This window comes from Microbulbifer maximicatervae (SeqCode) (assembly GCF_056232625.1).
Genome location: NZ_CP174324.1, coordinates 2,703,808 through 2,727,855 on the forward strand (window position 1 = coordinate 2,703,808; position 24,048 = coordinate 2,727,855).

Below are 24,048 nucleotides of genomic sequence, written 5' to 3' on the forward strand. Positions count from 1 at the left end.
AATGAAGAGTCTAATTATTCCAACTCTAACGGTGCTCTTTATGGCCGCGCAGGCGAGCGAAAGCACTGATAACTGCCCTCAATTAGACCTTGATATACCAGAATCTAAAGCCAAACCAGTAATAAAGACCGCACCTATGCGCCCGCTAGGCATCAGCAAGCACCCACCAGTGTGCATAATAGTTTCATTTGAGTTAGTGGAGAAACCGGGATCTGAAGGAGGAGGACTTGTTCCAGGAGATATAAAGATTGAAGGCTCCTCAGATAAAGCGTGGAATATACCTGTTAAAGTGGCTGTATCAAGGTGGCTTTACCTTTCAAAAGGCATCGACTATCGTGGGCGCCAGTATGTGATCTATAAGATTCCTTCACGATCTTAATAATCAAACACTAGAAAAGACAATACGTGTTACATTGAAATTTTATACACATATCGGTATTGTTTGCCTCACGTAAAAACATGACTTCAGTAGAACAACAACTTTGATTCTAAATATATTTAAATCTGAAAATAAAGGACTACGTTGTTTTATAGATTTAAGCTGGGCATTACAGTTTGTATTGCAAGCATCACTTATAAAAATAGCGTAAGAGTCGCCCAATATACCATAGAGACTTCAAACGGCTGCACCGGTGCACAGTAATCGGCGTTGCGCAAGAATCTACTTTTGTGTTCCGACTAACTCCACGACACTCTAGCCCTTGAACTTTAGGTTTCAGCTCAGAGGCCTACTAATCCCCATATCTATCAATCCTTATATTAGCTTCTTTACCTTAACCATATTAATAAACTCAGCATGGTGATAGATGCGCCTAACTTATTGATATTATGAACTTTTTTGATGGTATCCAGGGTATATGAAGTATTACCCCTGTTACCAAATGCTATGTTTCTAGGGTCGCGTACAATCTACGGAGCCAGAGGGCATCGGCAATGGCTATCAGAATCCTTTCTATCGATGGTGGAGGAATCCGGGGAATCTTGCCTGGCCAGATACTGGTGTCCCTTGAGCACAAGCTAAAGGTGAAATCAGGCAATCCTGACGCCAGGATAGGCGAGTACTTCGACCTGGTGGCCGGAACAAGTACCGGTGCAATATTAGGTGCCGCCTACATCTACCCTAACAAGCAAGGAAAACCAAAATTTTCTGCCCAGGATGCTGTCAGCCTCTACCTTAAGGAAGGCGAGAAGGTATTTGGCTCAGGCTCATGGCCTTTTCTAGAAAAGTTAAAGTTATTGAAGGAGGAAAAGTACTGTTCCATGGAGTTGGACAGGGTTTTATCGCAATTCTTTGGGAAAATGAAACTTAGTAATCTATTAAAGCCCTGCTGCTTTGTTTCCTATGATATCAAAAAGCGGGAACAAGTCATTTTTAGGCAACATTGTGCCATAGTAAAGAATGAAGACTTTCTGGTTAAAGACCTTCTACTGGGAAGCACCGCGGTACCAACCTATTTTGAGCCAGCACGCATCTTTTCACTACCTCCATCCAACAATAAATATGTCTTAATTGATGGCGGCATGGTAGCCAGTGATCCTGCTTTATGCGCCTACTCCGAAGCCATCAAATTCAGCGGGGTCTCTGGGATGAAGGATATGGTTATTGTATCTCTGGGTACTGGCAGGCAACTTTCAGGATACAAATACAAGGAGGTTAAAGATTGGGGGATACTCAATTGGGCAAGGCCCGCCATTGATATCGCCGTAAATGGAAGCGCGCAAATGGTTCATTACTATATGAAGCAAATTTCTTCTACCGTAGAGAATTCAAATTACTACCGGATACAACCAAAGCTTTACGCTGCTGACTCAGCCATGGACAATGCGACACCAGAAAACCTGAAGAAGTTAAAAAAAGCGGGAGAAAGGAATGCAGAGTATTTTGATAAAGAGCTGGAAGAAATAGCTACTATATTAGTCAACAACCAAGGGAGCCATAGGTATCAGTAATGCTACCGATCGGGACCAGCGCTGACTTTATCAAATTACAGCTATAGAAAGTCATACTACTTATTAGAGCTTAGGTATTTTTCTCTTACCTGATTAATCATACCTCCTGCTTCCAACACTTCAATTTCGTCCTTAGCCAAATCACTCCGCAAGTTAATACATTCTCCTGATGATTTAATTATTAATTTAATTGAACTGCTTGACTTTATCTGTGCAATTGGATTGTCAATTTCAAGAGCTATCCCCTGTTGAAGAAGATTGTAATCATCAAAATTCTCAAATAGCAATGGCAGCACACCGAAGTTAATAAGATTACGCCGGTGTATACGGGCCATACTTTTTGCAATTATGCACCTTACCCCAAGAAAGCGTGAAGATACTGCCGCATGCTCACGGCTAGAGCCTTGTCCATAATTCTCACCACCGACAACAAAACAGTCTCCATTGAGCTTCACTGCCCGATCATAAAACGATTCATCGATTCGTGAGAATGTATAACGGCTGATGGCAGGGATATTTGAGCGCAGCGGTAAGATTTCTGCTCCAGCAGGTAATATTTCATCAGTGGAAACATTATCCCCTGCTTTCAGCAATAATGGGCCAGTTAAAACTTCCGGTAGCTTTTCGAAATCAGGAAGGGGCTTGATATTTGGCCCTTTGATCAACTCAACTGCTACTGGGATTTCTTGAGGCGGCTGCAGTAACGGACGTATATCAGGTAGATATTCCGGCTCATGGAAGCTGGGGTAGTCCATATCCAGATCACGAGGGTCAGTGATCACCCCTCTTAACGCACTGGCAGTAGCCACTTCGGGGCTGCATAAATAGACTTGGTCGTCTGCGGTGCCTGAGCGACCACGAAAGTTACGTGGGACCGTGCGCAAGCTGATACCGCCACTGGCGGGGGCCTGCCCCATGCCGATACAGCCACCGCACCCGGTTTGATGCAAGCGAGCTCCCGCTTGTAGCAATTTAGTCAGATCTCCACTGCGACTGAGCTCTTCGAGTAACTGACGTGAGGTTGGGTTGATGTCAAAGGAAACGTCATCGGCTATTCGGCGACCTGAAACCATGCGTGCGGGTATCGCAAAGTCTCTCAACCCTGGGTTGGCAGAAGAGCCAATATAGCTCTGATAGATAGGACGGCCTTCCACTTCACGGACCGTCACAACTTTGTCTGGGCTTGATGGGCAAGCAATTAGCGGCTCGAGATTTGATAAATCAATAGTATCTTCTTCGTCATAACCAGCGCCTTCATCGGCCTTCATTTCGACAAAGTCGTTTTCACGATGCTGCTGCTTTAGGAAAGCCCTTACTGCTTCATCGGCAGGAAAGACGCTGGTGGTAGCGCCCATTTCCTGCCCCATATTGGCGATCACATGGCGATCCATCGCTGTCAATTTAGCCAGGCCGGGACCGTAATACTCAACAATCTTGTTAACACAGCCCTTAACAGACTGCCGACGCAACATTTCCAGAATGATGTTCTTAGCGCTAATCCATGGCGGCAGCTCACCTTCGAGCTTCACACCGAGTATTTTGGGCATTTTCAGTGCAAAGGGGACGCCTGCGATGGCCATTGCTACCTGTAGGCCACCGGCACCAATCGCCAGCATCCCCATAGAACCCGCTGCACAAGTATGGCTATCGGCGCCAAGTAATGTCTTACCAGGCACATCGAAACAAGCCATCTGTACTGGATGGCTGACACCATTACCGGGCCGCGAAAACCAAATTCCAAATTTACGACAGGCACTTTGCAGGAATATATGATCGTCGGCGTTTTTAAAATCCGTCTGTAACAGGTTATGGTCTACATATTGTGCTGAAAGCTCAGTCTTGATTTGAGACAAACCAAGTGCCTCAAGCTCCAACATAATAAGTGTTCCCGTCCCATCCTGAGCTAGCGTCTGATCGATCTTTATCTCTATTGGGCTGCCAGGCTCCATTGATCCACTCACGAGGTGGCTTTGGATAAGTTTCTGTGCAAGATTCATAGGCATAAGGGGATACCCGGTGAGTGAGCTGGAGCTTTCTAGTATTGATGTAACTAGATCTTGATCATTGTAGCTCTAGCTTCCTCGGCTGAAGCACCGTTGTAGTTGCAGGACTACGTAAGCGCCAAGGCTATACCCCCGGACTCTTAGTAGCTCTAACATACGCTAGAGCTACCTGAACCGTTTACTTCCGCAGTTTTGTAATCTCTGACAAATGACTGAGTATATGCAGCTACATACGATCGATAGGGGAGTAATCACTAGAAGATAGGGAGTTAATTCAATCCAGAACTTCTATTTAATCAGTCAAAATAAAAAGTGTTCTTCGGAAAGACACAATTTTCAAAGATTGGCAATTGCTTATGGATTCAGCTCACACACAATTATATTAATTTTCTTCTCCACAAGCTGCCCTGTATTACTTTCTCCATACTCACTATGCTTCCCGCGGGATACAACTTTAAATCCAGCGTCAGATAATTGGGCACAAATATCACTTTCATCAAACAGCCTGAATCCATATTGAGTGAACGGTAGATTTTGCATAAAAGATTTATCGCCAAAAGCCAGGCATAACTTTCCTTTAGTCGCTAGTACTCTGGAGATCTCTGCTAGATGAGTTTTGAGGGTGTCCCAAAAGTATATTGTGTGTACGGCTAGAACCTTATCGAACTGTTTATCGGCAAACGGCAGACTTTCTGAGCTACCAACTAAAAAATCCATTTGCCCCGACTCTATATATTCAAAATTTAGACCCTTTGCGGTTGCAACCATATCGCTCGACCAATCAATGCCGGTATAGCGGACACAAGATCCCTTACGAATTACGTCGACTGCAAATTTGCCATTGCCCGGACCAATTTCTAGAACAGAATCACCATCTACCACATTGAGGGCTGTTAAAGCGGTAAGATTCGTTGCTTCATTCGCTTTGTTCATTTGCTGCGCGGTTTCTGAAGCCAATGTACCAGATGGTTTTCTAAGCTGCTCAGCAATGAGCTTTGGATCTTTTGACATTACTATTCCTTCAGCGTCAAAAATAAAGTACTAACCAGATAATTTATTCTTTAAATTAACCAATCACTTCCTAGTTAACCGTTTTGTTTTCAATATAGATGTAAAATACAACTTATTCTACCTACTATATTGCCCAATATCTATATCGATTATGTTAGGCAAAAAATAGGTGCAGGCAGAATAACTATTAAGATATTCTGCCTGCGTATCTCAGTATTTCCTGCAATACAAATTACTTCAATATGAAAATTTTTTAAGCACCACTCTCCAAAATAGATTGCAAATTAAGCAAACTAGAAGTTTTCATCTTTAATTTGGTTAGATTGTACTTATAACGAGATTTAAACATCCGCAGTATTTGCCATGAGCTTGCAAGCAATTATCATAAAGCATATGCTCTGCATGATGCTGAGCATGGTAGCTATACTACCGCCGGGACTAGGAAGGCTTGTCTACGGTTTATTCCTATTTCCCTTCAATGCTCCTATTAGGTATTTTTACGAACCTATGATGCTAACCACCATAGGAATACTAATATACTTAGGAATTCGTGAGCAATGGAGATTTGGTCAAATAAAAGTGGCTCTTGGGGTAACGACATGCTCATTTATTACTTCCTATTGGGTAGTCAATGTGGGATTTTTTGAGAGTAGGGTAAGATGGATTTTGAGCACTTAATGTTGACTCCATTTTGTTCCACTAAAAATTTATCTCATTAAATATTGGGTTATTAATGGCGGCATGCTACTTCTTAATTAGACGAATAATTAGCACGCTATTTCCAAAACTCCATCCTTTCGCATAGCAATAGAAAAGAACAAACCAAAAGAGCAATTACAAAGTTAGTAAAAATAGTCTTGGAACTATTAGGATGGTGATTTACTCTACCTACAGGACCTTTGGCCCAAAACTATTTTATACGCACTCAACAAGGAAGCAGAGATGCCAGGCAGTTATCCAAGTAAAATTAAGGAATTACCTCTCTACGATGGTCGCTTTGATGCTTACAAGCTTAAGGCAGAAAACAGTGATGTTCTTTTCGCATCATATCCAGCTGGAACGTTCATTCCACCCCACACTCATGACACAGATAATCATGGCGTTATCACAAAGGGGGAACTAATACTCACCATGAATGGTGCCACCCAACGGATTGGCATTGGACAGTGGTACCACGTACCGGCAAATGTAGAGCACTCCGCGACTTTTGAAGTCGAAACAGATGAAATTGAATTTTGGTTTAAAGATAAAACAAGCTAAATCTCTACATGCACATAAACTAAGAGCTTTAAAAGCCTAGTCGGCAACCTGTAGATGCAGTGTAATTTATCATGAAATAGAACTGAACATGCAGCTTGAAGAAGGACTTTAGGCTTATAAAGCCTAAAGTCCTTATCGATAAAGGTATAGCAATATCGTGTGTGGCTTAACGCTAAAGTGCAGGCGAGTTAATTACTGCGTTAAGTATTCGTCAGCACTGATAACCTCTGCATAAGCAAATTGTAGTGCTGCCATATAAGCTGCATGTATATGTGCAGCGGGAACATCGACACCATTGAAGTACATGTCCCGACTAGCGCAGGCATCATGAATAACGGTATTTTCATATCCAAAGTCACTTGCCGCTCGGGTGATGGCATCGATGCACATATGGCTCATCGCACCGACAATGACCAATTTATTAACACCTAGCTCATCCAAGTGCTTTTTAAGATCCGTACCTTTAAAGCTGTTAACTTCATTCTTGAGTACTACCGGCTCACCTTCAACAGGCAGAAGGCTTTTGTGAATTTTCGCACCCTCACTACCGGCAATAAAGAATGGAGCATCCTCACTGAGAAATTCATGGCGAACATGAATAACTGGCCACTGCTTTTTGCGAAACTCAGCCAGCACTTTTGCGGCCTGGTCTGATGCTTGTCCAATGCCTTCAAGAGTCCACTTTCCGCCTTCAAAGTAGTCGTTTTGCATATCGACGACGATTAGCGCTGTCTTGCTCATAAGATTGTCCTTTGGTTGTGTCTTTGAAATGTACAAGCGCATGTTAGGGCGATGGGCTAGGATACAGGCGTGGCAAGACCGACATAAAACGGGCAAGAACTGACAGGAGGGCTAGTGACCCAAACAATCCACATTGCAATACTGATGATCCCCGGAGCGGCTCAGTCGGCTACTTATGGCCTAATCGACCTGTTCCAAACCGCAAACCACATCTGTCAGGAGTCAATCCCAGAACCCAAGGCGCTATTTGAGGTATCACGCTGGCTAATTAATGACGGAAAAGTCATACCCGAGAAAAAAGGGGCTGCTAAAGAACCAAATATTGTTATTGTACCGCCGGCACTGGAAGGTCAGGAGTACATGGAGCCACCGAAAGATGTCAGTACGTGGTTGTTAAAGCGGCACAAAGAGGGGACCGTAACCTGCTCCGCTTGTGCTGGGGCTTTTATGTTGGCCGACGCAGGACTATTAGATGGACGCCAGGCGACCACTCACTGGCGACTGGCCGATGCCTTTAAGCAGAAGTTCCCGGATATAGAGCTGAATATCGATTCCATCCTGATTGCAGACCCGGATGTTGTTACCGCAGGAGGTGTAATGTCTTGGATTGACCTTGGGTTACATCTGGTCGGACGATACATGCCTCCCCATATAGTTATGGAGTTGGGACGTTTCCTGTTGGTGGATACGGGTACCCGTTACCAAAGTTATTACCGCAGTTTTCTACCTCCTCTAGATCATGGCGATAAAGCAATTTTAAAAGTACAACAGCAAATTCACCGGGATTATCAACAACCAATCTCTGTTGCAGAGATGGCTCAACTCGCCAATCTGGGCGAACGCACCTTTCTACGAAGATTTCAAAAGGTTACCGGCTATAGACCCGCCGAATATATTCAACAGCAACGTCTGCAAAAGGCTCGCGAAATATTGGAAACGGGCACATTGCAAGTCGAACAGATCGCTTGGCAAGTGGGGTATGAGGACGTCAGCGCATTCCGGAAAATGTTTCACAAACAGACCGGACTCTCACCTAGGGAGTATCGACAGAGATTTTCAGGTGGCTCTAAAATGTAATTCTCCGGAAAGGTTGATCAGTCGTGCTAATTGAGAAAGTAATCAAAGCCGGTACAGACATTGATTGAAGAATTGACGATGATTCACTATTCACAAGAATCCTCAGCTATCCGAGACAAATAAGGCCTATCTAAAGTAAAATTAATGCACAATCAGATCACACTATATAACCTTGAGAGATATGTGGAAATTCATACTTAATTATATAAATGGTGCTCTTGGTATAAGTTCCATTGAAAGCGGCGAAAGAATATCCCCAGAGGAAGAACGCTTTCCAACAGACGGAATTGTACGCGCCCCCTCTTTTGATTCAATTCCACACAAACAGGAACCTTTGACGGGCTCAGTCCGCCCAAAAGAACTTGGTGAGGTAGTAGAAGTCATGGTTGGTGTTGATTATCCAATTTACGGTGGACAAACGATACTCGTTGCTGATTTTGGAACTTACACAATTGAGCTGCCCAGCCCTTGCAGCGGAATAATCGAAGAGACTCTTATTAAGCCCGGCAGCTTGATAGGTAGCGAAACGCCTCTATTTAGAATACGTAGACCAATATAAAAGTTAACCAGATATAACAATAAGATTAAAATCTTCCTAAAACCTAAAGGTCCTACCTAAAAAATTAACCACATTCAGATAGTTATGGAGCCATTTATCGTTCGAGTAGATATTACACCACCAACTGTCTAGCAGAAATACGAATCATTTACCTTTGGAGATACCGATAAGCATCCCCTAACTCCTACACCTCCTCGCATCTCAGAAATTGCCCTGCAATTTTCAAAGGCAAATAGCAAGACTTCAATCTCTCCAAATCCAGTGCACTCAATGTATAGTCCGAGTTCTGAATAATATCTGAAAAAGTATTTTGTGAACGATTCTGGATATTCTAAAAATACACGGCTTTTTTTGTTAAATCATGGTATCAGCCGAACGAGCTTCCCTATATAGTGGCGCCGCCTAACTTTGATTAAAAATAGGTTAGTTGTCATTGTTTTTTGAGATGTGGGAGAGATACCAAAGTGATTAAGAAAATTTTTTCGAAAAGAGATCTCAAGCTTCCAATCATTGGCGGCTTGATAGCTGCAGCAAGCTTACTATCAACAACTGTATCGGCAGCGGCCGAAGTTGATATAAATCAATTACGTCAGCAATCCAAAATTATGTTCGGCACTCTCTCAGAAACTATGCCAGGCAGTGAGAATGACACTCCAGCGATGGTTGAGCTTGGAAGAACACTGTTCATGGACGAACGGCTTTCAGTCAATGATAGCCAGTCCTGTAACAGCTGCCATCAAGTAGGGAACTACAACGGCTCGGGCGTTGACAATGAAGCGACATCACCGGGAGCCTTACCTGGCACCAAGGGTGACCGAAACTCTCCAACGGTCTGGAATTCCGGGTTCCAGGTGGCTCAATTTTGGGATGGTCGCGCAGAGGACCTGAAGGAACAGGCCAAAGGTCCAATTCTAAACCCTGTAGAAATGGGAATGCCTTCAGAAGAGGCTGTTGTGGCAAAGATTTCAAAAATTGCCGAATATCAAGAAAGTTTCAAACACGCCTTTGGTAAAGAGAATGCTATCTCTTACGACAATATTGCTGGGGCCATAGCTGCGTTTGAGCGCACACTGATTACAAATGATCGTTTTGATGATTTTATAAATGGTGATGATCAGGCTATGACAAAAAGCGAGTTAAAGGGCCTGCAAACCTTTATCAACACTGGTTGTTCAGCATGCCACAATGGTGCAACCTTGGGTGGAAACATGTACCAGAAGATGGGGCTGGTCAACCAATATCCACACCAAGAAGATTTAGGTCGTTATAAAGTTACAGGCCTTGAAAACGATAAAATGATGTTTAAAGTTCCAATGTTACGCGACGTAAGTAGAAGTGCTCCTTACTTCCACGACGGGCGTGTAGAAACCATTGAGCAGGCAATTTACGATATGGCTTGGTACCAATTGGGACAGAAATTGAGCACACAACAGGTAAATGATATTGCAACTTTCCTAAACGCTTTAGAACATCAAGCTCATTAAACTATTTCCCACCCTTCGGGGTGGGCATCTTTCGCTCTAATCAATTTTGGCTGAGCTCACGGGTTTCCAGTCACTAGCTCATTGATAACTTGTAACCATTCAACCCTGCGGTTACTTTGTGTATAAGACACAACAGTCAGTAGACTAAACGGTTTCCTGATTACCGACCAACTTATAATTTCTAGCGCTCCATCAATACTTATATCAAGCCCGTAAAATAAAGTCCGAAGGGAAATGTGCAGTCTTCAGCCGCCGACTTGAGAGAGTTCCATTAAATTACTGTTCAATACCTGGGCATTCAGTCATCAGATTACTTTATGTGCTTTTCGCTTTATAGATAGTGAAATTTTCCATAAGGAACTAAGAGAATAGAAATTACGAATTTTTTCTCATTCGAATAAGAACCCCCAATAGTGCTTAATTTCCTATCACAGTCCCAAAGCAAGATAAGAAAACAGCCTTAAGTAACTTTTAAATAACCCAAAGAAATAAAACTAATCTGATTTGCCACACTCACTGTATTAAGAGTTTAGCGTTCAGGAAGATCAATGAAACTTCGGCTAGCGTCAGCCCTCACCATACTAGTTATCATAGCGTTTTTAGGCTTGGTGTACGTCTACAATTATCGACTGACCCAAAGTATTCAGTATGACGCCCACCCTGTTACTGAAGAGTTCATTAAGAGTAATGCTTCCCTTAAAGACAAAGATACTATCAACATCCTTATCATAGATGGCGGTGGAATACGTGGTTTAATACCACTCTATGTTATTCAACATATTGAAGAGCAGACTGGCAAACCTATTGATGAATTGTTTGATGTTTTTAGTGGAGTATCCACTGGCGCCATCATCGCTACTGGCCTCAATGTGACTCAAGAATCATTTGACGATAATCATCCAGGGATTGAAAACCTTAAATCCCAAAGTGATAAAATTATTGATATTTATAAACAAGATAGCCGATACGTATTCTCCGTACCCTGGTATCACAAATTGCTAACCTTTAATGGTTTTATCTCCCCTCGCTTTAGCGGTGAACGCTTAAGCGAAACCATGGAAAAGCATTACACTGACAAATTGAAGTTTACGAGCCTGAAGAACTACGTCATCATCCCCTCTCTCAATATTCATATGGGCCAGCTTCAACTATTCAAAAACCGTGGTGAAGCAGTCAGTAAACTGCCCACAGACACACTGTATCAACTTGTAACAGCGGCAGCTAGTGCGGAGACTCTATACCCACCTGTCGAGTTCGTAACTACTGGACGGGACATTCATCAGCGCTATTATGCCGACGCTGGTATATACGCAAATAATCCGGCTAGTATTGTTTTACGCGAAATTATTAGAGAGTTTCCTGAAAAAAACTACTATGTGCTAATTCTCGGGGCCGGAACGTCTCCACTGAGTACAATGGAAGCCAACTACAGAAACTTAAAAAACTGGGGAAGAATTAATTGGGTGAAAGACCTTATATCTAATGTACAGAGGTCCATGGATGACCAACAAGTATACACTTTGGAAATCGCACAATCCCTTAGCCCTAAAGGGCGAATAAAATATAACTACTTAAATGTAGAGCTTGTTAATCCATATGTTGACCCATTTGACTATAAAGCAAGTAAGAAGCTGAAAGTTCTAGCAGATAGGCTTCTTGAGGAAAATAAAACGGAGGTTGATCAGGTAGTAAACACCCTCACGGACAAAGGCTAACTATAACGCTGGAGAATACTTCACCTATTCAGTTGAGCTTGCCATTCAGCGTTGCCTTGGATGAGAAGCCATCAATGGATTGGCATGCATGAAAGCCCGAAGATTTGAGTTGAATCACACAGAATACAGATAGTGTGTTCAACTTAGGCAAGGTAAGATCATGCCCATACCTTCTTGGATTGACCATGGATATAGGTCGTTAGCAATGAACACACGCCTTCTTAATCTCGATGTACTACGGGGGCTGGCTGCAACTTTGGTTGTCTGGCAACACAGTAGTGAAGTATTTATCCGCACCCCATCCATCGCCCAGCACGGCTCGGCACTGGCTGAATTTATCAGTCAACTGGATTTTGGCAGGATAGGTGTACTTTGCTTTTTCCTAATATCCGGCTTTGTCATTCCCCACAGTCTTCTTGCATCTAATCATACTCTTAAGAGCTTTGCTATCCGCCGCTTCTTCCGCTTGTATCCTGCTTACTGGTTATCTCTGACTGCAATTATCGGACTTACATGGTTGCTCGCTGACCGAACATTCTCTGCATCTACCATTCTTGCCAATACCACAATGCTGCAAGGCCTAATGGGGTTTGAAAGTGTTCAGATTCTATATTGGACTCTCACTGCAGAGCTGCTTTTTTACTGTCTCTGCGCACTGATGTTCACCCTTCGACTACTAGGGAATCCCAGATATCTACTCTTAGTGTGCTGGGGGGCGCTATCAGTATTTGTCAGCATGCAACTTTTAGGGCAATCATTCACTCCAATTTCCCAGCTTCCCCCCACCACTACCTACCTCCCCTTTGCTATCGCAGTTATGTTCTGCGGAACCCTACTCAGGTATTGCTACGAAACAAGGCGCGGTTATCGTTATATGCTTTGGGGCCTGGTTTCGACTTTCTCGATACCACTACTCGTTATGGCCATGCACCTACTAGGTAGGTCGATCAGCGAAACTCCCCTCCGCTTTGTATCATCTCATTTCATCGCTTTAGCTATCTTCCTCGTTTTTGTATTACTTCCACCAAAGCCAATACGACATTTAGCCACTCTGGGGACTATCAGTTATTCCATTTACCTGTTTCATTTAATCGTGGTCTTTCTCGTCAGCTGGGCCATAAGCCAACCTTGGGGACAAGGGCTTACAAGTATTTCTCTATCCACGTTGCTTGTGGCAGTAACACTACTTAGCTTCGCTTTGGCGGCAGCCATTTATTGGTTGGTGGAGAGGCCCTGCATGCAATTTGGGCGCTTATTGAGCGATCGAAACGGCGGGTTAAACAGGTCAGGGGAAATATTAAGGGGGAGGTAGTGTGGAAAACTATCGGAATAAGTTAGGGGCCTGGAAGCAAAAAAATAGCCGTAGACTTATTAGTCTACAGCTATTTTTAGCAGCCATTATTGAGTGTCTACTGCGCCCACAACAAGCTGATAGCAATAGTCCACATCATAATGCCCACCAGTACATCGAGTACCTGCCAGGTTCTGGGGTTCTTAAATAGCGGCTGCATCATGCTGCCACCCACAGACAGAAGGGTGAACCATAACAGGGATGCACTACATGCCCCCAGCACAAAAAACCAGGTTCCATTGCCAGCATACTGCGCCCCTACTGAGCCAATCAGTACAACCGTGTCCACATACGCGTGTGGATTAAGCAGGGTTAAGGCTACCGCAGTAATCAAGGCAGAACGGCGGGATTTCATCCACTCTTTTTGCTCTCCAAGACCTTTGTTAGTGAAGGCCGAACGGAAAGCCATGGCACCGTAGGAGAACAGGAAAGCAGCACCGAGCCAGGTCAGCCAGATCATCCAGTCGCCACCCGCTTGTGCGAGATTTGCAACCAGGAACACACCAGCTGTAATCAAGGCAATATCCATCAGTACGCATAAAGCCGCGATACTAAAGTGATATTGTCGACGGATACTCTGTGTCAGCAGAAACGCATTCTGCGCTCCGATCGCCATAATCAAACTGATGGTAGTCAAAAAACCTTTTGCGAGCGGCGCCAGCAACAACCCTGAAAACACGATGCCTCCTGTGTTTCATTCTCTAATTTGGAAGTGCCCGCAGGGCTGCGGGCCTGAATAGTGGCGCGAGATTAAGAGTCAAACTAGAATAAGTAAACTTAATTATACTGATCCATCATAAGAAATTCTTATGCTAGACCTAAAGCAACTCCAAGCCTTTGCCTTTGTCGTAGAGGAGCGCAGCTTTGACAAGGCTGCCGCCCTACTCCATGTCAGCCAGTCTGCGATTTCCCAACGAATCAAAGCCTTAGAAAGCCAGGTTGGCCAAGCCCTATTGATACGCTCCAACCCTTTGCGACCCACTGAAGCCGGCCTCAAAGTGTTGGGGTACTACCAGCAAATGCACTTGTTACAGCAAGAGCTTCTCACTGATATCGATCCAGAGGGGGGCAAGACTCGCTATAGCAACCAGAATAAGGTTCGGATCGCACTGAATGCAGATAGCTTGGATACCTGGTTCCTGGCTGCCATCACTCCATTGATTCGATCCCAGCAGTTGCTCGTGGATCTAAAGGTCGACGATCAGGACGCTACCCATGAACTGCTGAAGAATGGTGAAGTCATTGGCTGTATCAGTTCAACGACCAGTAACCTCCAAGGCTGCCAATCGGTACTGCTCGGTCATATGGCCTATTACCCGGTATGCACCAAGGCCTTTAAGAAGAGGTTTTTTTCAGACCCGATTAAGGTTGAAGAGCTCCACTACGCTCCCACAGTGGAGTTCAACTATAAGGATCAATTGCAGAGTCGTTACCTTAAACAGTTTTGGGGAGTGGAGACTGGTCAGTACCCATCTCATGAAATCCCCTCTTCAAAGAGCTTCCTCAGTTTCTTAACTCTGGGGCTGGGTTGGGGAATGGCGCCAGATATTCAGATCGCCAGCCTGTTAAAAAGTGGAAAGTTGGTGAAACTCGCTGAAGACCAGTATTTGAAGATTCCTCTTTACTGGCATGTTTGGAACTTAAAATCGAAATTGATTAAAGAGATCACTATCAACCTCACAGAGCATGCTCGAAAAGCTCTAAGTCAGTAGTGCTCAAATACTCAGTGATGGTGCAACTGCCAGTATGGACAGTAGTCCAGCTGCAGTTCGCCATTTTCCAGCTGTTCTAGGATTGAGAGTGCTTGATGATATATTGGTTGATTTTCCTTATGTCGAACATTTAGATTTTTGAAGTCCCGATAGGATTCCTGATAAATTTCTTTCGCATCGCCTCCCAATAAAAAGCTAACTATTTGGTCTCCATGCTTTAACTCATAAGCGAAGTAAGCTCCGTCTAGCTTTTCTTTCTGTACTAATTTCGACGGTTCAGAAATTATACGGCGAGTGTAATAATTTCCAGGCTTATCCACGATACACTGGGAATTTTCCTTGCCACAGTTTCCATTATAACTTTGCTTTAATCGCTCTATACTTTTACCGTAGTCGGGATCGGTCTGCCCATATACAACGCGTGAAACTCCTAAGAAAATCATCATTCCACTACACATCATGCAGGGTTCAAGAGTTGTATAAATACTGACATTGGAATTAGTTAAGTATTTGGTCTGAGGCCCTAAGCATTTTGTCTCAAGACATCTTTGCATTACACGCACTTCAGCGTGCTGGGTCTTATCCTCACAGACTGAAACCGAATTAAGCTGAACCCCCCCAATGTGCTTGGAAATATCATCAAATAAAACCGCACCAATATTATGACCTCTTTTATTTTTATCAGTAGGTCTGACCCAGTCCTGGAATACTATAGAATAAGCCAACAACATCAGTATCTTATCCTGCTCACCCTTAACACTCTCAGCTTTAGCTATTCCCACAAGAAAAAGTTGTGTTAGAGCCAAAAATAACAGGGAGCGAAACAACCCGGTATTTTTACCAAAAATGTTCAGCTTTTTGATACTTAGGAGCCCGATTACAGCCATTTCTCCATTTCACCAATAATAAACCTGACTCTGGCGGGTACAAGTTGAGTGCGCCTAAGCGCCAAATACAGTGTCTCACTAACGGGATTTTCAAGGCTATGTGCCTTAATCAATTTCGGCTTTCGAAATGCACTTACCGCATAGGCGGGTAAAACTGTGAAACCCAATCCCATACTAACGGGCTCCAGGATTAAGCTGATCTGATTGGAAAACCCTTTTTGTTGAAAATCTTCAAGACTTCTAAATTGTGGGAAGTTCGCTCCCAATAATAGACTCGCATGGTGTATACCGTCTGGATGGCCTATGTACCCCAGCGCTAAAAGCGACTCCCAATCAGGGGTTTTCACTTCAGCCGGCGTCACTAGCAATAACCTTTCACTGGCGATCGGCCGACTGTCAATCTCCTCTGCTTGTGGCGGGCTGGTCATTAATCCAATATCAGCACCGTTTTCCGCAATGGCCTTCTCTACATCCAGGTTGGGTGCGAAACGGCAGCTAATCGATAAACCCTGGTGGATTTTCTGCAGGGACAACAACTTGGGGTAGAGCTTCAGCCCCACACTCCCGGGGCACATCACTCGCACATCCCCATGGTGGGGAGGGTCTTCACCAACAATTTGCCCCAGGCTGGAAAGCTTCTGAATAATCCCCTGCCCTTCCCGGTAGAGCCGATCACCAGCATCCGTGAGAGTGAAGTGTTTACCCTGCCTGACTAACAGAGCAACACCTAAGTGCTCCTCTAACTTGCGTATATGCTGACTGACCCCAGACTGAGTCATATGCAAGCGATCCGCCGTACGAGTGAAGTGCCCCTCTTCAGCTAAAGTACAGAAGCTTCTTAACCACACTGGATTTATCATTACGAATGCTACTTAAAAATATTACGAATGATAATTATACGTAATGAATCAGAAGCTGTAACTTAACCGCATTCAACAAAGGAGACAGCTATGAGTAACGCATACCCGAGAACCTTTTCTCATATCGGTATTTCAGTGCCAAACCTTGAAGAAGCTGTGAAGTTTTACACCGAGGTACTCGGTTGGTACCTGATTATGAAGCCCACAGATATCACCGAGGACAAAAGTGCTATCGGTGAAATGTGCACCGACGTATTTGGCCCAAACTGGGGTAGTTTCCGCATTGCTCACTTATCGACAGGGGACCGGATTGGCGTAGAACTATTCCAGTTTAGCAATCAGGAAAACCCAGAAGATAACTTTGAATACTGGAAAACCGGTATCTTTCACTTCTGCGTGCAAGACCCCAACCTGGAAGAACTGGCGGATAAGATTGTAGCGGCCGGTGGTAAAAAACGTATGCCGGAGCCCCGTTATTACTACCCCGGTGAAAAGCCTTATCGCATGATTTATATGGAAGATCCGTTTGGCAACATTCTGGAAATTTACAGCCACAGCTATGAGCTGATCTACAGTGCTGGTGCCTACTGATCTTAAGCACTCCAGAATTCACTCAGCATCACTCGAACGATGCTGAGTGAAATGCCAGCACAGAGTTATTCAGAGGCTCCCTAATTTATTTTGGTATTACTCAATCGCTCTGGTCTGCTGTGATGCTGACTACATTACGCAAAACCAACCAGGAAACCACAAAGGCCAAAATTCCACACACCGCAATTACCCCAGCAAGCGACCCTGGTGTTCCATTAAAAACCAAACTGGTTATCAGGATAGCTACAGCCCCGATTGACAACTGCATAGTACCAGCCAGGGCAGAAGCCGTTCCCGCTATAGGGCCATGTCTTTCCATGGAAAGAATAAATGCCGTCGGAAGAACCAAACCGAGAAACATATTACATACGATAAGCATGCATATCAGTAGTACGAGATGATCAAAACCGGCCTCTATCACTAAATACATAGTCACCGAGCTTATTACAAATCCAGTCACACCCCACTTCACCAGCTTCACCATCCCTAAACGAGCACCAAAATTTGCCGAAAATTGACTCGACAGGAAGAAACTAAGCGCGTTCAGAGCAAAGGCGAGACTAAATTCGGTTGGGGTCAATCCGTAGTAATTCGTATATAAGAATGAAGCTGCCGCAAAAAAAGCAAGTACACTAGCGAAGCCAAACCCTCCTATACAAGTAAGCCCTATATAGATCGGGTCACGCAGTAATATCGAATAAGACTCAAGCAGCGCACCTATTTTAAATGGTATGCGCTTATTTACTGGTAAGGTTTCGTGAAGGCTCGTAATAGCAAGTATCAGACTTAAAAAAGTAGCAATGGATATCCCCCAAAATATGCTGCGCCAGCCAAACGAAATTAATAGCAGACTACCAATTAATGGCGCCAACATAGGAGAAATTGAAAGGACAAGAATTGCTGTCGTAAGAAGGCGAGTTGCTTGAGTACCCGTATAAGAATCTCGAATTATTGCTCGGGGAATCGACATTACCGAGGCGGCACCCACCCCTTGTAGGAAGCGAAAGGCAATCAACCACTCGATAGTGGTTGCCAGGGCACAACAAATAGATGCGAAAGTAAAAACCAGCAAACCAAAATAGAGCGGCGGTTTGCGGCCAAACATATCGGAAGCGGGGCCATAAAAAATCTGACACACCCCGAACGCAATAAAATAAGCCATCAACGTATAGGACGCGACCTGGGTTGAGGTGTCGAGGGCCTTTGTCATCGCAGGTAATGCAGGCAGATACATATCAATGGCCATAGGACCAACAGAGCTCAAAAGCCCCAGGATCAACGCCATTTTTATAAAGCCTGAGTTCATCCACAGTCCCTATTGAGCCAACTCCACCTTGGCACCTCTACAAGACACCTCTCACAATTGCTAAAAAGGGAGAAGGAAAGAATACACCGCGCTTGGGACCCTATGAGGCATGGATGCCGATTAGGAGCTTACAGGGATGTATTCACGGCGTGTCTCGAGTGCGGTGTATTCTTTCCTTCCACCTCAGCAGTAAGTTCCCTCATCCTTTTCGGACTGGCAGGTCAAACCTTAACCTTCAATCGTAGCAACTTAATTTAGGACCATAAGATCAGGGGAGTTAATGGCCCATGACGCTTCTATACCGTCTGCAGACGGTATAACTAAAGGTGTTTCAGCCCTGACCTCCAAGCGTCCAGGAGGCTCCTGTGGTGCACGGCTCTTCTTCAGCGCCTCTTGGTGGAAAAGCCCTGTCATTCTAGCAACTGTGGTAGTTCAGGAATTTTTGCCTGGCCTGCTGGCTGCGACCAGCCACAAGCCCAAGCGGAACCCGCTTTCCCCACCAACAAGACAACGTCGCCGCCTCCCTTTAAGCTCTAGACGCCCAATTACCCCGCGCGGCCGCCGTCAGCGACCCTATATCGCCAATACCCCCTGTTGGATTATCACTCTGCAACCAAACAGTGATGACGTTGATCTATTACTCAGCGCCGGGAAAATGCAGCGACTGCATATCAACACGATTGAGGGGATTGATGGGCGCTCGGGCATTCCGGAACTGGAAGAAGGTGAGTATATCGCGAGTAACGTCACCCGGTGGCGCCACTTGTGCGAACTCAAAAGCTCCGAAATTGGATGCTATCTCGCCCATTTAAGAGCAATTTGCCGGGCATACCGCTCCGGCTTGGACCGGGTCTGTATTCTGGAAGATGATGTACAGCTAGAACCCTCATTTGGCCGCGTCTTAGCGGAGTTAGAGCAACTACCAGAAAATATCGAGATGGTTCGACTGATGGGACTTAAAGTCCGCAAGCGAAAAGTCGTGCAAACCTTGAATGACGGTGTTCATCAGTTAGTGCGACCAGAGCGGGGGTGGTGTGGCGCACAGGGATATTTGATTAACCGGCGCGGTATGGAGAAAGTCTTAAAATATGCCAGCCGTATTTTCGAACCCATCGACAAGGTATTCGATCACTTCTGGCAATTTGATCTAAAACTGTATGGCGTTGAGCCCCACCTTCTGTGGGAAAACGAACACATCTCCAATATTGTTAAATCCAATATCCACCGCACGAAAGTCGCCCGGTGGCTCTATTGGCTGCACCCTTTCGGAAAACTCTGGCGCAGTGTGGGCAGGCACTTTTATTTAAGGCTCCACTCAAAAGAGTTCTATCCAGCAGAAAAACCCACACAACGCACAGGGCGTACAGCGCGGATTAAACCTTAGAACCCTGCGATCAATTCTCCCAATAACGCTGCATTTTTAAAAACATAAAAGAAGCGGTCCAGGTAATCATCACCAGTCCCGTAAGGGCTTCAAGACCAGCGGTAAAACGCAGATGCCCCAGGGGCTCAATATCACCGAAACCCAGTGAGGTATAAGTGGTGAATGAGAAATAGGCGCAGTCCAACAGGCTGCCATTAAAGTTGCCCACCAAAGTACCAAAATAAGGCGAATTCACCATAAAGTAGTAGCAGTAGGCAAACAGCCATATTTCAGCCACGTGGGCGATCAAAGCGCCAAACACCCCCAGGACAATCGCCAGGTTATGCTTGATCGGAATCCAGCGGCCAATCCGGGCAAGGGCACTCAATACTTCGTGATGAATCAGGACGACGGTGGCGACAACTATTGAATTCACCACAAAAGCAAATGCCAGATCAGCGTCGATCATGAAAGAACTCGCGCACTAAATTGCTTGCCTCTTCCGCCATGACTCCCGACTCCACCGTAATCTTGTGATTGAAAAAGTTGGCTTGTGCCAATTCCAGCTGGCTCTCAACAACACCGGCCCGGAGTTCGGTAGCGCCGTATACCAGCCGCCCTACCCGCGCATGTACCATTGCGCCAAAGCACATAGTACAGGGCTCAATCGTCACATATAAAGTGGTGTTTGGCAGGCGGTAGTTTTGTTGTTTATCTGCCGCTTGCCGCAAGGCTACGATTTCCGCATGGGCACTGGGGTCGCAATTCCCAATCGGGCGATTACTACCCTCCCCTATGATTTTTCCATCCTGGACCAAAACCGCACCCACCGGTACTTCACCGCGCTCAGCAGCGAGTTGTGCAAGCTCCAGGGCTCGCCGCATAAATCCAAAGTCTCTGGGAGTCGCCATAACGCTGCTCTATTACCTCTACCTATCAAGTGCCTGTTATTTATGTTTAATAAAACGACGAATAACAAAGTCCGCTTCCAGCTCCAGGCTGTCGCGCTCTTCGAGTTTCTGTCGTTCTTCACGGTTGCCCTTCCAGGCAAAAGGCGTCATAGCGAGAAAATCTGCAATGGCCTGCTTGCCCTTCAATACGAAAGGGAAACAGCAACGCATATCGACTTCCGGGGTCAACTTCTCAATCACTTTTGGTGTGGGATGTTTACGCGGCTCTTTATAGAGGTACTTCTTTAGTGACCACAAGTGATCGGGGCCAGGGGATACGTCTACCAAATGGCCACCGGTTTTGATTACCCGTTCCATTTCATGATCGGGGGCTGGGGCAAAGATCTTCAGCAGGTTATCCACCGACTCCGAGACCACCGGCAAATTTACATTGCTGGCAACCACAAACTGAGCGCCACTGTCGCGCTTGGCCGCCATACGCACGCCGGATTTTGAAATATCGATACCGGAAAGGCCGTGGCCATGCCAGCCAGCGGACTCAAGCTCTCGCAGGTAATACCCCTCACCGCAACCGATATCCAGTAAACGGCGGCCGGGCTTGTAGGGCAAGAGCGCCGAGATGCTATCAACCAGAGGCCGATAGTAGCCGGCGTGAAGAAAGCGCCGCCGCGCGTGAAGCATCTCCGAAGAGTCACCGGGATCTTTGCGGCGCTTGCGATAAACGGGCAACAAATTGACGTAGCCCTCACGCGCGCGATCAAAACTATGTCGATTGGTACAGTGCCAAGTATCTTTTCCTAAAGTTAAGGGGGCAGCACAAAGCGGGCATTGCCAAATCATTCAACTTCCTGAGTGTGTCTATTCTCTTTTACAAACGAGCGCGAAGACCGCTGCATAATCAAATCTGCCGCCTTCTCCGCAATAGCGATCACAGGCGCATTGGTATTGCCACTGATCAGGGTGGGCATTATGGAGGCGTCCACAACCCTCAGTCCATCCACACCGTGTACTTTTAGCTCGCTGTCCACTACAGCCAATTCATCACTCCCCATTCGACAGGTACCTATCGGATGGTAGATGGATTCTGCATGCTGGCGAATATAGTGGATGATTGACTCTCTATCACTCAACTTCTGCTCTGGGCGCAAGGACTTTTTCTTGTAGCGACTCAGTTCCTCCTGGGCGAGGATATCCTGTGCCATTTCAAATGCCTCCACCATTACCTGCAGATCCTCAGGCTCACTCAGGTAGTTGGGTTCAATTCTGGGCAGTTTGTGTGGATCGGTGGAGTCCAGAGTGATCTCGCCGCGACTCTTAGGCCTCAGGGCACAGGCGTGAAGGGAGTAACCGTAGCAGGTGCGCTTATTAAACCCGTGTTGGAAAGTCGGAACTGCCGTCATGTGGAACTGAATATCCGGGTTACCGCCCGCCAGACTGGAACTGGCAAAGCCCCCCGCCTCGGCCACATTGCTGGTTAAGGGCCCTTTATTTAAAAAGATCAGTTCTGGCAGGCGCATTGCGGTGAGAAGCTTCGGCCATAGTGCCTCGGAAAAGCTAACCGCTTCAGAGGCTTCCACTACTTGTATGATATCCAGGTGGTCCTGTAGGTTTTTTCCAACACCGGGAAGGTGCGCTTGCGAAGTCACTCCAGATTTACGCAATTGGTCCTGATCCCCAATACCAGACAGCATTAATAGCTGTGGCGACTGGATAGCACCCGCACTTAAAATCACTTCCTTGTTCGCCAGGATTTTAGTGCCATCAAGCAATTCGACGCCGGTCGCCTTCTCTCCCCTGAGAATAATCCTCGCCACCTGGCTGTTGGTACGAACATGTAGGTTAGAACGGCTAGAAACTGGGTGCAGATAAGCTGTAGCGGCAGAGCAGCGGCGCCCGCGCCGTTGGGTTACTTGGTAAAAACCCACGCCATTTTGCTGGCTGCCATTAAAATCATTATTCGGCCGGTGTCCCAGGGACTCAGCTGCGCGTAAAAAAGCATGCCCCGATCGGGTTTTCCACTTTAAATCCGAGACCGACAGAGGGCCGTAGCCACTGTGGTGCGCATCAGTACCCCGTTCATTGCCTTCCGACATTAAGAAGTAAGGCAACAAGCCCTTCCAACCCCAACCGGGATTACCCTCCGCTTCCCAGGCATCGTAGTCATCGCTATTACCACGGATATAAACCATGGCATTTATAGAACTACTACCCCCAAGGGTCCTGCCCCTCGGCCAAAACAGTTTCCTGTCATTCAGGTGCTTTTGTGGCGTGGTATGGTGGTGTAGGTTATAGCGAGTTCCCGGTAGCAACTCGCCAATACCCACAGGAATGGAGATCAAGGGGCTCCGGTCTTTAGGACCCGCCTCCAGAAGACAAACTCGATTCTGCTCTTCGGCACTGAGCCGATTTGCTAAAACACAACCGGCGGAGCCGGCACCTACGATCACATAATCAAAAATCATTTGAGTGGACATGGGACCTCAGCACCTTTGTAGCTGGATGGTCCACTGACGGTACACTCAAGCTGTGAATAATGACAGGCTGGAGGTCACCCAAGCATGCCCAATTCCGAATTCAGTGATGATCAGGTACTCACCTGCTGGCATAAGAATGCTCATGAGTGGACTAAAGTAGTAGACAATGCCGCCATTCCCAGCCGCCGACTGATCACTGATGCCGCCATTGTCAGCACAATCATGGCGTACCAACCTGCGAGTATTTTAGATATCGGTTGCGGTGAAGGCTGGCTCAGTAGAAAACTGGCGGAGCAAGGTATTCGAGTCTGTGGTGTCGATGGCGTTAAAGATTTAGTGGATATTGCCAGCGCTCGAGCAGGCGCCAATGAGTCCTACCGGCGATTGCAATACGAAGAAATTTGCGCCGAAAAACTGGAACAGCAGTTTGAACTTATCGTGTGCAACTTCTCCCTCATCGGAAAGGAATCTGTCGAGCAACTATTCAGCAATGCACGCGAGTTAATGCTGCCCGGTGGGTATTTTGTCATCCAAACTCTTCACCCCCATCAGGCCTGCGGTAATGAGCCCTATCGAGATGGATGGCGCCCGGGATCTTGGGAAGGTATTGAGGGAGATTTTGAAGAAGCCGCTCCCTGGTATTTCCGCACCCTGGAAAGTTGGGTCCAGCTATTTCGTGACAACAGCTTTGCCATAGAAGCGATTCACGAACCCAGAGCCGATAGCCAACCAACCCCATCCTCACTGATTATTTGTGGAAGAATTTAGCGGTAGCGCATTTTGGAACTCTTTC

23 protein-coding genes are annotated in these 24,048 nt (G+C 45.9%); 12 read left to right on the plus strand and 11 right to left on the minus strand.

Annotated elements, in window-relative coordinates; translation table 11 throughout:
- Position 1 precedes the first annotated feature (1 nt).
- Both ACJJI6_RS11815 and ACJJI6_RS11820 read left to right on the plus strand, forming a co-directional pair.
- Positions 2-379, plus strand: a complete 378-nt coding sequence (locus ACJJI6_RS11815) for a hypothetical protein (RefSeq protein ID WP_475710551.1) — start codon at positions 2-4, stop codon at positions 377-379.
- Between the two features lie 554 nt (positions 380-933).
- Entirely contained in the window at positions 934-1,950 is a 1,017-nt protein-coding gene (locus ACJJI6_RS11820; RefSeq protein WP_475710552.1) for a patatin-like phospholipase family protein, read from the plus strand.
- A gap of 56 nt (positions 1,951-2,006) precedes the next feature.
- Here the strand turns inward: ACJJI6_RS11820 and ACJJI6_RS11825 are convergent, their stop codons facing one another.
- Both ACJJI6_RS11825 and ACJJI6_RS11830 read right to left on the minus strand, forming a co-directional pair.
- On the minus strand, positions 2,007-3,953 hold the full coding sequence (locus ACJJI6_RS11825) for an aconitate hydratase (RefSeq protein WP_475710554.1): 1,947 nt from the start codon (positions 3,951-3,953) through the stop codon (positions 2,007-2,009).
- Between the two features lie 354 nt (positions 3,954-4,307).
- Positions 4,308-4,964, minus strand: a complete 657-nt coding sequence (locus ACJJI6_RS11830; RefSeq protein WP_475708581.1) for a class I SAM-dependent methyltransferase — start codon at positions 4,962-4,964, stop codon at positions 4,308-4,310.
- Positions 4,965-5,906: 942 nt separating this feature from the next.
- On the opposite strand from ACJJI6_RS11830, the gene ACJJI6_RS11835 reads away from it, so the two are divergent.
- On the plus strand, positions 5,907-6,224 hold the full coding sequence (locus ACJJI6_RS11835; RefSeq protein ID WP_413664667.1) for a cupin domain-containing protein: 318 nt from the start codon (positions 5,907-5,909) through the stop codon (positions 6,222-6,224).
- Positions 6,225-6,416: 192 nt separating this feature from the next.
- Here the strand turns inward: ACJJI6_RS11835 and ACJJI6_RS11840 are convergent, their stop codons facing one another.
- Positions 6,417-6,965, minus strand: a complete 549-nt coding sequence (locus ACJJI6_RS11840; protein ID WP_413664666.1) for a cysteine hydrolase family protein — start codon at positions 6,963-6,965, stop codon at positions 6,417-6,419.
- A gap of 114 nt (positions 6,966-7,079) precedes the next feature.
- On the opposite strand from ACJJI6_RS11840, the gene ACJJI6_RS11845 reads away from it, so the two are divergent.
- From ACJJI6_RS11845 to ACJJI6_RS11865, 5 genes are all read left to right on the plus strand, one after another.
- Positions 7,080-8,042: a GlxA family transcriptional regulator gene (locus tag ACJJI6_RS11845; RefSeq protein ID WP_475710555.1), complete on the plus strand. Its 963-nt coding sequence runs from the start codon at positions 7,080-7,082 to the stop codon at positions 8,040-8,042.
- Positions 8,043-8,223: 181 nt separating this feature from the next.
- Positions 8,224-8,601, plus strand: a complete 378-nt coding sequence (locus ACJJI6_RS11850; protein ID WP_444916296.1) for a hypothetical protein — start codon at positions 8,224-8,226, stop codon at positions 8,599-8,601.
- A 464-nt stretch (positions 8,602-9,065) separates the two neighbouring features.
- Entirely contained in the window at positions 9,066-10,085 is a 1,020-nt protein-coding gene (locus ACJJI6_RS11855) for a cytochrome-c peroxidase (protein ID WP_413664662.1), read from the plus strand.
- A gap of 548 nt (positions 10,086-10,633) precedes the next feature.
- A complete protein-coding gene (locus tag ACJJI6_RS11860) occupies positions 10,634-11,800 on the plus strand; it encodes a patatin-like phospholipase family protein (RefSeq protein ID WP_475710557.1) in 1,167 nt (388 codons plus the stop codon).
- Positions 11,801-12,005: 205 nt separating this feature from the next.
- On the plus strand, positions 12,006-13,112 hold the full coding sequence (locus ACJJI6_RS11865) for an acyltransferase family protein (protein ID WP_475710559.1): 1,107 nt from the start codon (positions 12,006-12,008) through the stop codon (positions 13,110-13,112).
- Positions 13,113-13,209: 97 nt separating this feature from the next.
- Here ACJJI6_RS11865 and ACJJI6_RS11870 read toward each other — a convergent pair whose 3' ends face one another.
- On the minus strand, positions 13,210-13,830 hold the full coding sequence (locus tag ACJJI6_RS11870; RefSeq protein WP_444894975.1) for a LysE/ArgO family amino acid transporter: 621 nt from the start codon (positions 13,828-13,830) through the stop codon (positions 13,210-13,212).
- A gap of 130 nt (positions 13,831-13,960) precedes the next feature.
- On the opposite strand from ACJJI6_RS11870, the gene ACJJI6_RS11875 reads away from it, so the two are divergent.
- Positions 13,961-14,863, plus strand: a complete 903-nt coding sequence (locus ACJJI6_RS11875; RefSeq protein WP_444956914.1) for a LysR family transcriptional regulator ArgP — start codon at positions 13,961-13,963, stop codon at positions 14,861-14,863.
- An 11-nt stretch (positions 14,864-14,874) separates the two neighbouring features.
- On the opposite strand, the gene ACJJI6_RS11880 is transcribed toward ACJJI6_RS11875, so the two are convergent.
- Together ACJJI6_RS11880 and ACJJI6_RS11885 are read right to left on the minus strand one after the other, a co-directional pair.
- Positions 14,875-15,750, minus strand: a complete 876-nt coding sequence (locus tag ACJJI6_RS11880) for a deaminase (protein WP_475710561.1) — start codon at positions 15,748-15,750, stop codon at positions 14,875-14,877.
- Positions 15,741-16,610, minus strand: a complete 870-nt coding sequence (locus tag ACJJI6_RS11885; protein WP_444926907.1) for a LysR family transcriptional regulator — start codon at positions 16,608-16,610, stop codon at positions 15,741-15,743. The genes ACJJI6_RS11880 and ACJJI6_RS11885 overlap by 10 nt, the downstream gene beginning before the upstream one ends.
- Positions 16,611-16,700: 90 nt before the next feature.
- Between ACJJI6_RS11885 and ACJJI6_RS11890 the strand changes: the two genes are divergently transcribed.
- Positions 16,701-17,201 (plus strand): lactoylglutathione lyase family protein, encoded by a 501-nt coding sequence (locus tag ACJJI6_RS11890; RefSeq protein WP_282933974.1) that lies wholly within the window; start codon positions 16,701-16,703, stop codon positions 17,199-17,201.
- A gap of 100 nt (positions 17,202-17,301) precedes the next feature.
- Here the strand turns inward: ACJJI6_RS11890 and ACJJI6_RS11895 are convergent, their stop codons facing one another.
- The gene (locus ACJJI6_RS11895; RefSeq protein WP_444926906.1) at positions 17,302-18,507 is read right to left on the minus strand and encodes a multidrug effflux MFS transporter; all 1,206 of its coding nucleotides are present in this window, start codon (positions 18,505-18,507) and stop codon (positions 17,302-17,304) included.
- Positions 18,508-18,787: 280 nt separating this feature from the next.
- Between ACJJI6_RS11895 and ACJJI6_RS11900 the strand changes: the two genes are divergently transcribed.
- Positions 18,788-19,891, plus strand: coding sequence for a glycosyltransferase family 25 protein (locus tag ACJJI6_RS11900; RefSeq protein ID WP_475710563.1), 1,104 nt, complete (start codon positions 18,788-18,790; stop codon positions 19,889-19,891).
- 10 nt (positions 19,892-19,901) lie between these two features.
- Here the strand turns inward: ACJJI6_RS11900 and ACJJI6_RS11905 are convergent, their stop codons facing one another.
- The 4 genes from ACJJI6_RS11905 to ACJJI6_RS11920 are packed head-to-tail and all read right to left on the minus strand — an operon-like array spanning position 19,902 to position 23,255.
- Positions 19,902-20,339, minus strand: coding sequence for an ion channel (locus tag ACJJI6_RS11905; protein ID WP_192879377.1), 438 nt, complete (start codon positions 20,337-20,339; stop codon positions 19,902-19,904).
- Complete coding sequence (gene tadA, locus ACJJI6_RS11910) at positions 20,326-20,781, minus strand: tRNA adenosine(34) deaminase TadA (protein ID WP_475710565.1); 456 nt, start codon at positions 20,779-20,781, stop codon at positions 20,326-20,328. Before tadA ends, ACJJI6_RS11905 begins: the two co-directional genes overlap by 14 nt.
- A gap of 36 nt (positions 20,782-20,817) precedes the next feature.
- Complete coding sequence (locus ACJJI6_RS11915; protein ID WP_475710567.1) at positions 20,818-21,621, minus strand: putative RNA methyltransferase; 804 nt, start codon at positions 21,619-21,621, stop codon at positions 20,818-20,820.
- Positions 21,618-23,255, minus strand: a complete 1,638-nt coding sequence (locus tag ACJJI6_RS11920) for a GMC family oxidoreductase (protein ID WP_475710569.1) — start codon at positions 23,253-23,255, stop codon at positions 21,618-21,620. Before ACJJI6_RS11920 ends, ACJJI6_RS11915 begins: the two co-directional genes overlap by 4 nt.
- 84 nt (positions 23,256-23,339) lie before the next feature.
- On the opposite strand from ACJJI6_RS11920, the gene ACJJI6_RS11925 reads away from it, so the two are divergent.
- Positions 23,340-24,023, plus strand: coding sequence for a class I SAM-dependent methyltransferase (locus tag ACJJI6_RS11925; RefSeq protein ID WP_475710570.1), 684 nt, complete (start codon positions 23,340-23,342; stop codon positions 24,021-24,023).
- Positions 24,024-24,048 lie beyond the last annotated feature (25 nt).

Bases quoted from the DNA above. Each gene is read 5' to 3' on its own strand.
- ACJJI6_RS11815 (WP_475710551.1), top strand. From the start codon at position 2: ATGAAGAGTCTAATTATTCCAACTCTAACGGTGCTCTTTATGGCCGCG.
- ACJJI6_RS11820 (WP_475710552.1), top strand. From the start codon at position 934: ATGGCTATCAGAATCCTTTCTATCGATGGTGGAGGAATCCGGGGAATC.
- ACJJI6_RS11825 (WP_475710554.1), bottom strand. From the start codon at position 3,953: ATGCCTATGAATCTTGCACAGAAACTTATCCAAAGCCACCTCGTGAGT.
- ACJJI6_RS11830 (WP_475708581.1), bottom strand. From the start codon at position 4,964: ATGTCAAAAGATCCAAAGCTCATTGCTGAGCAGCTTAGAAAACCATCT.
- ACJJI6_RS11835 (WP_413664667.1), top strand. From the start codon at position 5,907: ATGCCAGGCAGTTATCCAAGTAAAATTAAGGAATTACCTCTCTACGAT.
- ACJJI6_RS11840 (WP_413664666.1), bottom strand. From the start codon at position 6,965: ATGAGCAAGACAGCGCTAATCGTCGTCGATATGCAAAACGACTACTTT.
- ACJJI6_RS11850 (WP_444916296.1), top strand. From the start codon at position 8,224: ATGTGGAAATTCATACTTAATTATATAAATGGTGCTCTTGGTATAAGT.
- ACJJI6_RS11860 (WP_475710557.1), top strand. From the start codon at position 10,634: ATGAAACTTCGGCTAGCGTCAGCCCTCACCATACTAGTTATCATAGCG.
- ACJJI6_RS11865 (WP_475710559.1), top strand. From the start codon at position 12,006: ATGAACACACGCCTTCTTAATCTCGATGTACTACGGGGGCTGGCTGCA.
- ACJJI6_RS11875 (WP_444956914.1), top strand. From the start codon at position 13,961: ATGCTAGACCTAAAGCAACTCCAAGCCTTTGCCTTTGTCGTAGAGGAG.
- ACJJI6_RS11880 (WP_475710561.1), bottom strand. From the start codon at position 15,750: ATGGCTGTAATCGGGCTCCTAAGTATCAAAAAGCTGAACATTTTTGGT.
- ACJJI6_RS11885 (WP_444926907.1), bottom strand. From the start codon at position 16,610: ATGATAAATCCAGTGTGGTTAAGAAGCTTCTGTACTTTAGCTGAAGAG.
- ACJJI6_RS11890 (WP_282933974.1), top strand. From the start codon at position 16,701: ATGAGTAACGCATACCCGAGAACCTTTTCTCATATCGGTATTTCAGTG.
- ACJJI6_RS11895 (WP_444926906.1), bottom strand. From the start codon at position 18,507: ATGAACTCAGGCTTTATAAAAATGGCGTTGATCCTGGGGCTTTTGAGC.
- ACJJI6_RS11900 (WP_475710563.1), top strand. From the start codon at position 18,788: ATGGCCCATGACGCTTCTATACCGTCTGCAGACGGTATAACTAAAGGT.
- ACJJI6_RS11905 (WP_192879377.1), bottom strand. From the start codon at position 20,339: ATGATCGACGCTGATCTGGCATTTGCTTTTGTGGTGAATTCAATAGTT.
- tadA (WP_475710565.1), bottom strand. From the start codon at position 20,781: ATGGCGACTCCCAGAGACTTTGGATTTATGCGGCGAGCCCTGGAGCTT.
- ACJJI6_RS11915 (WP_475710567.1), bottom strand. From the start codon at position 21,621: ATGATTTGGCAATGCCCGCTTTGTGCTGCCCCCTTAACTTTAGGAAAA.
- ACJJI6_RS11920 (WP_475710569.1), bottom strand. From the start codon at position 23,255: ATGTCCACTCAAATGATTTTTGATTATGTGATCGTAGGTGCCGGCTCC.
- ACJJI6_RS11925 (WP_475710570.1), top strand. From the start codon at position 23,340: ATGCCCAATTCCGAATTCAGTGATGATCAGGTACTCACCTGCTGGCAT.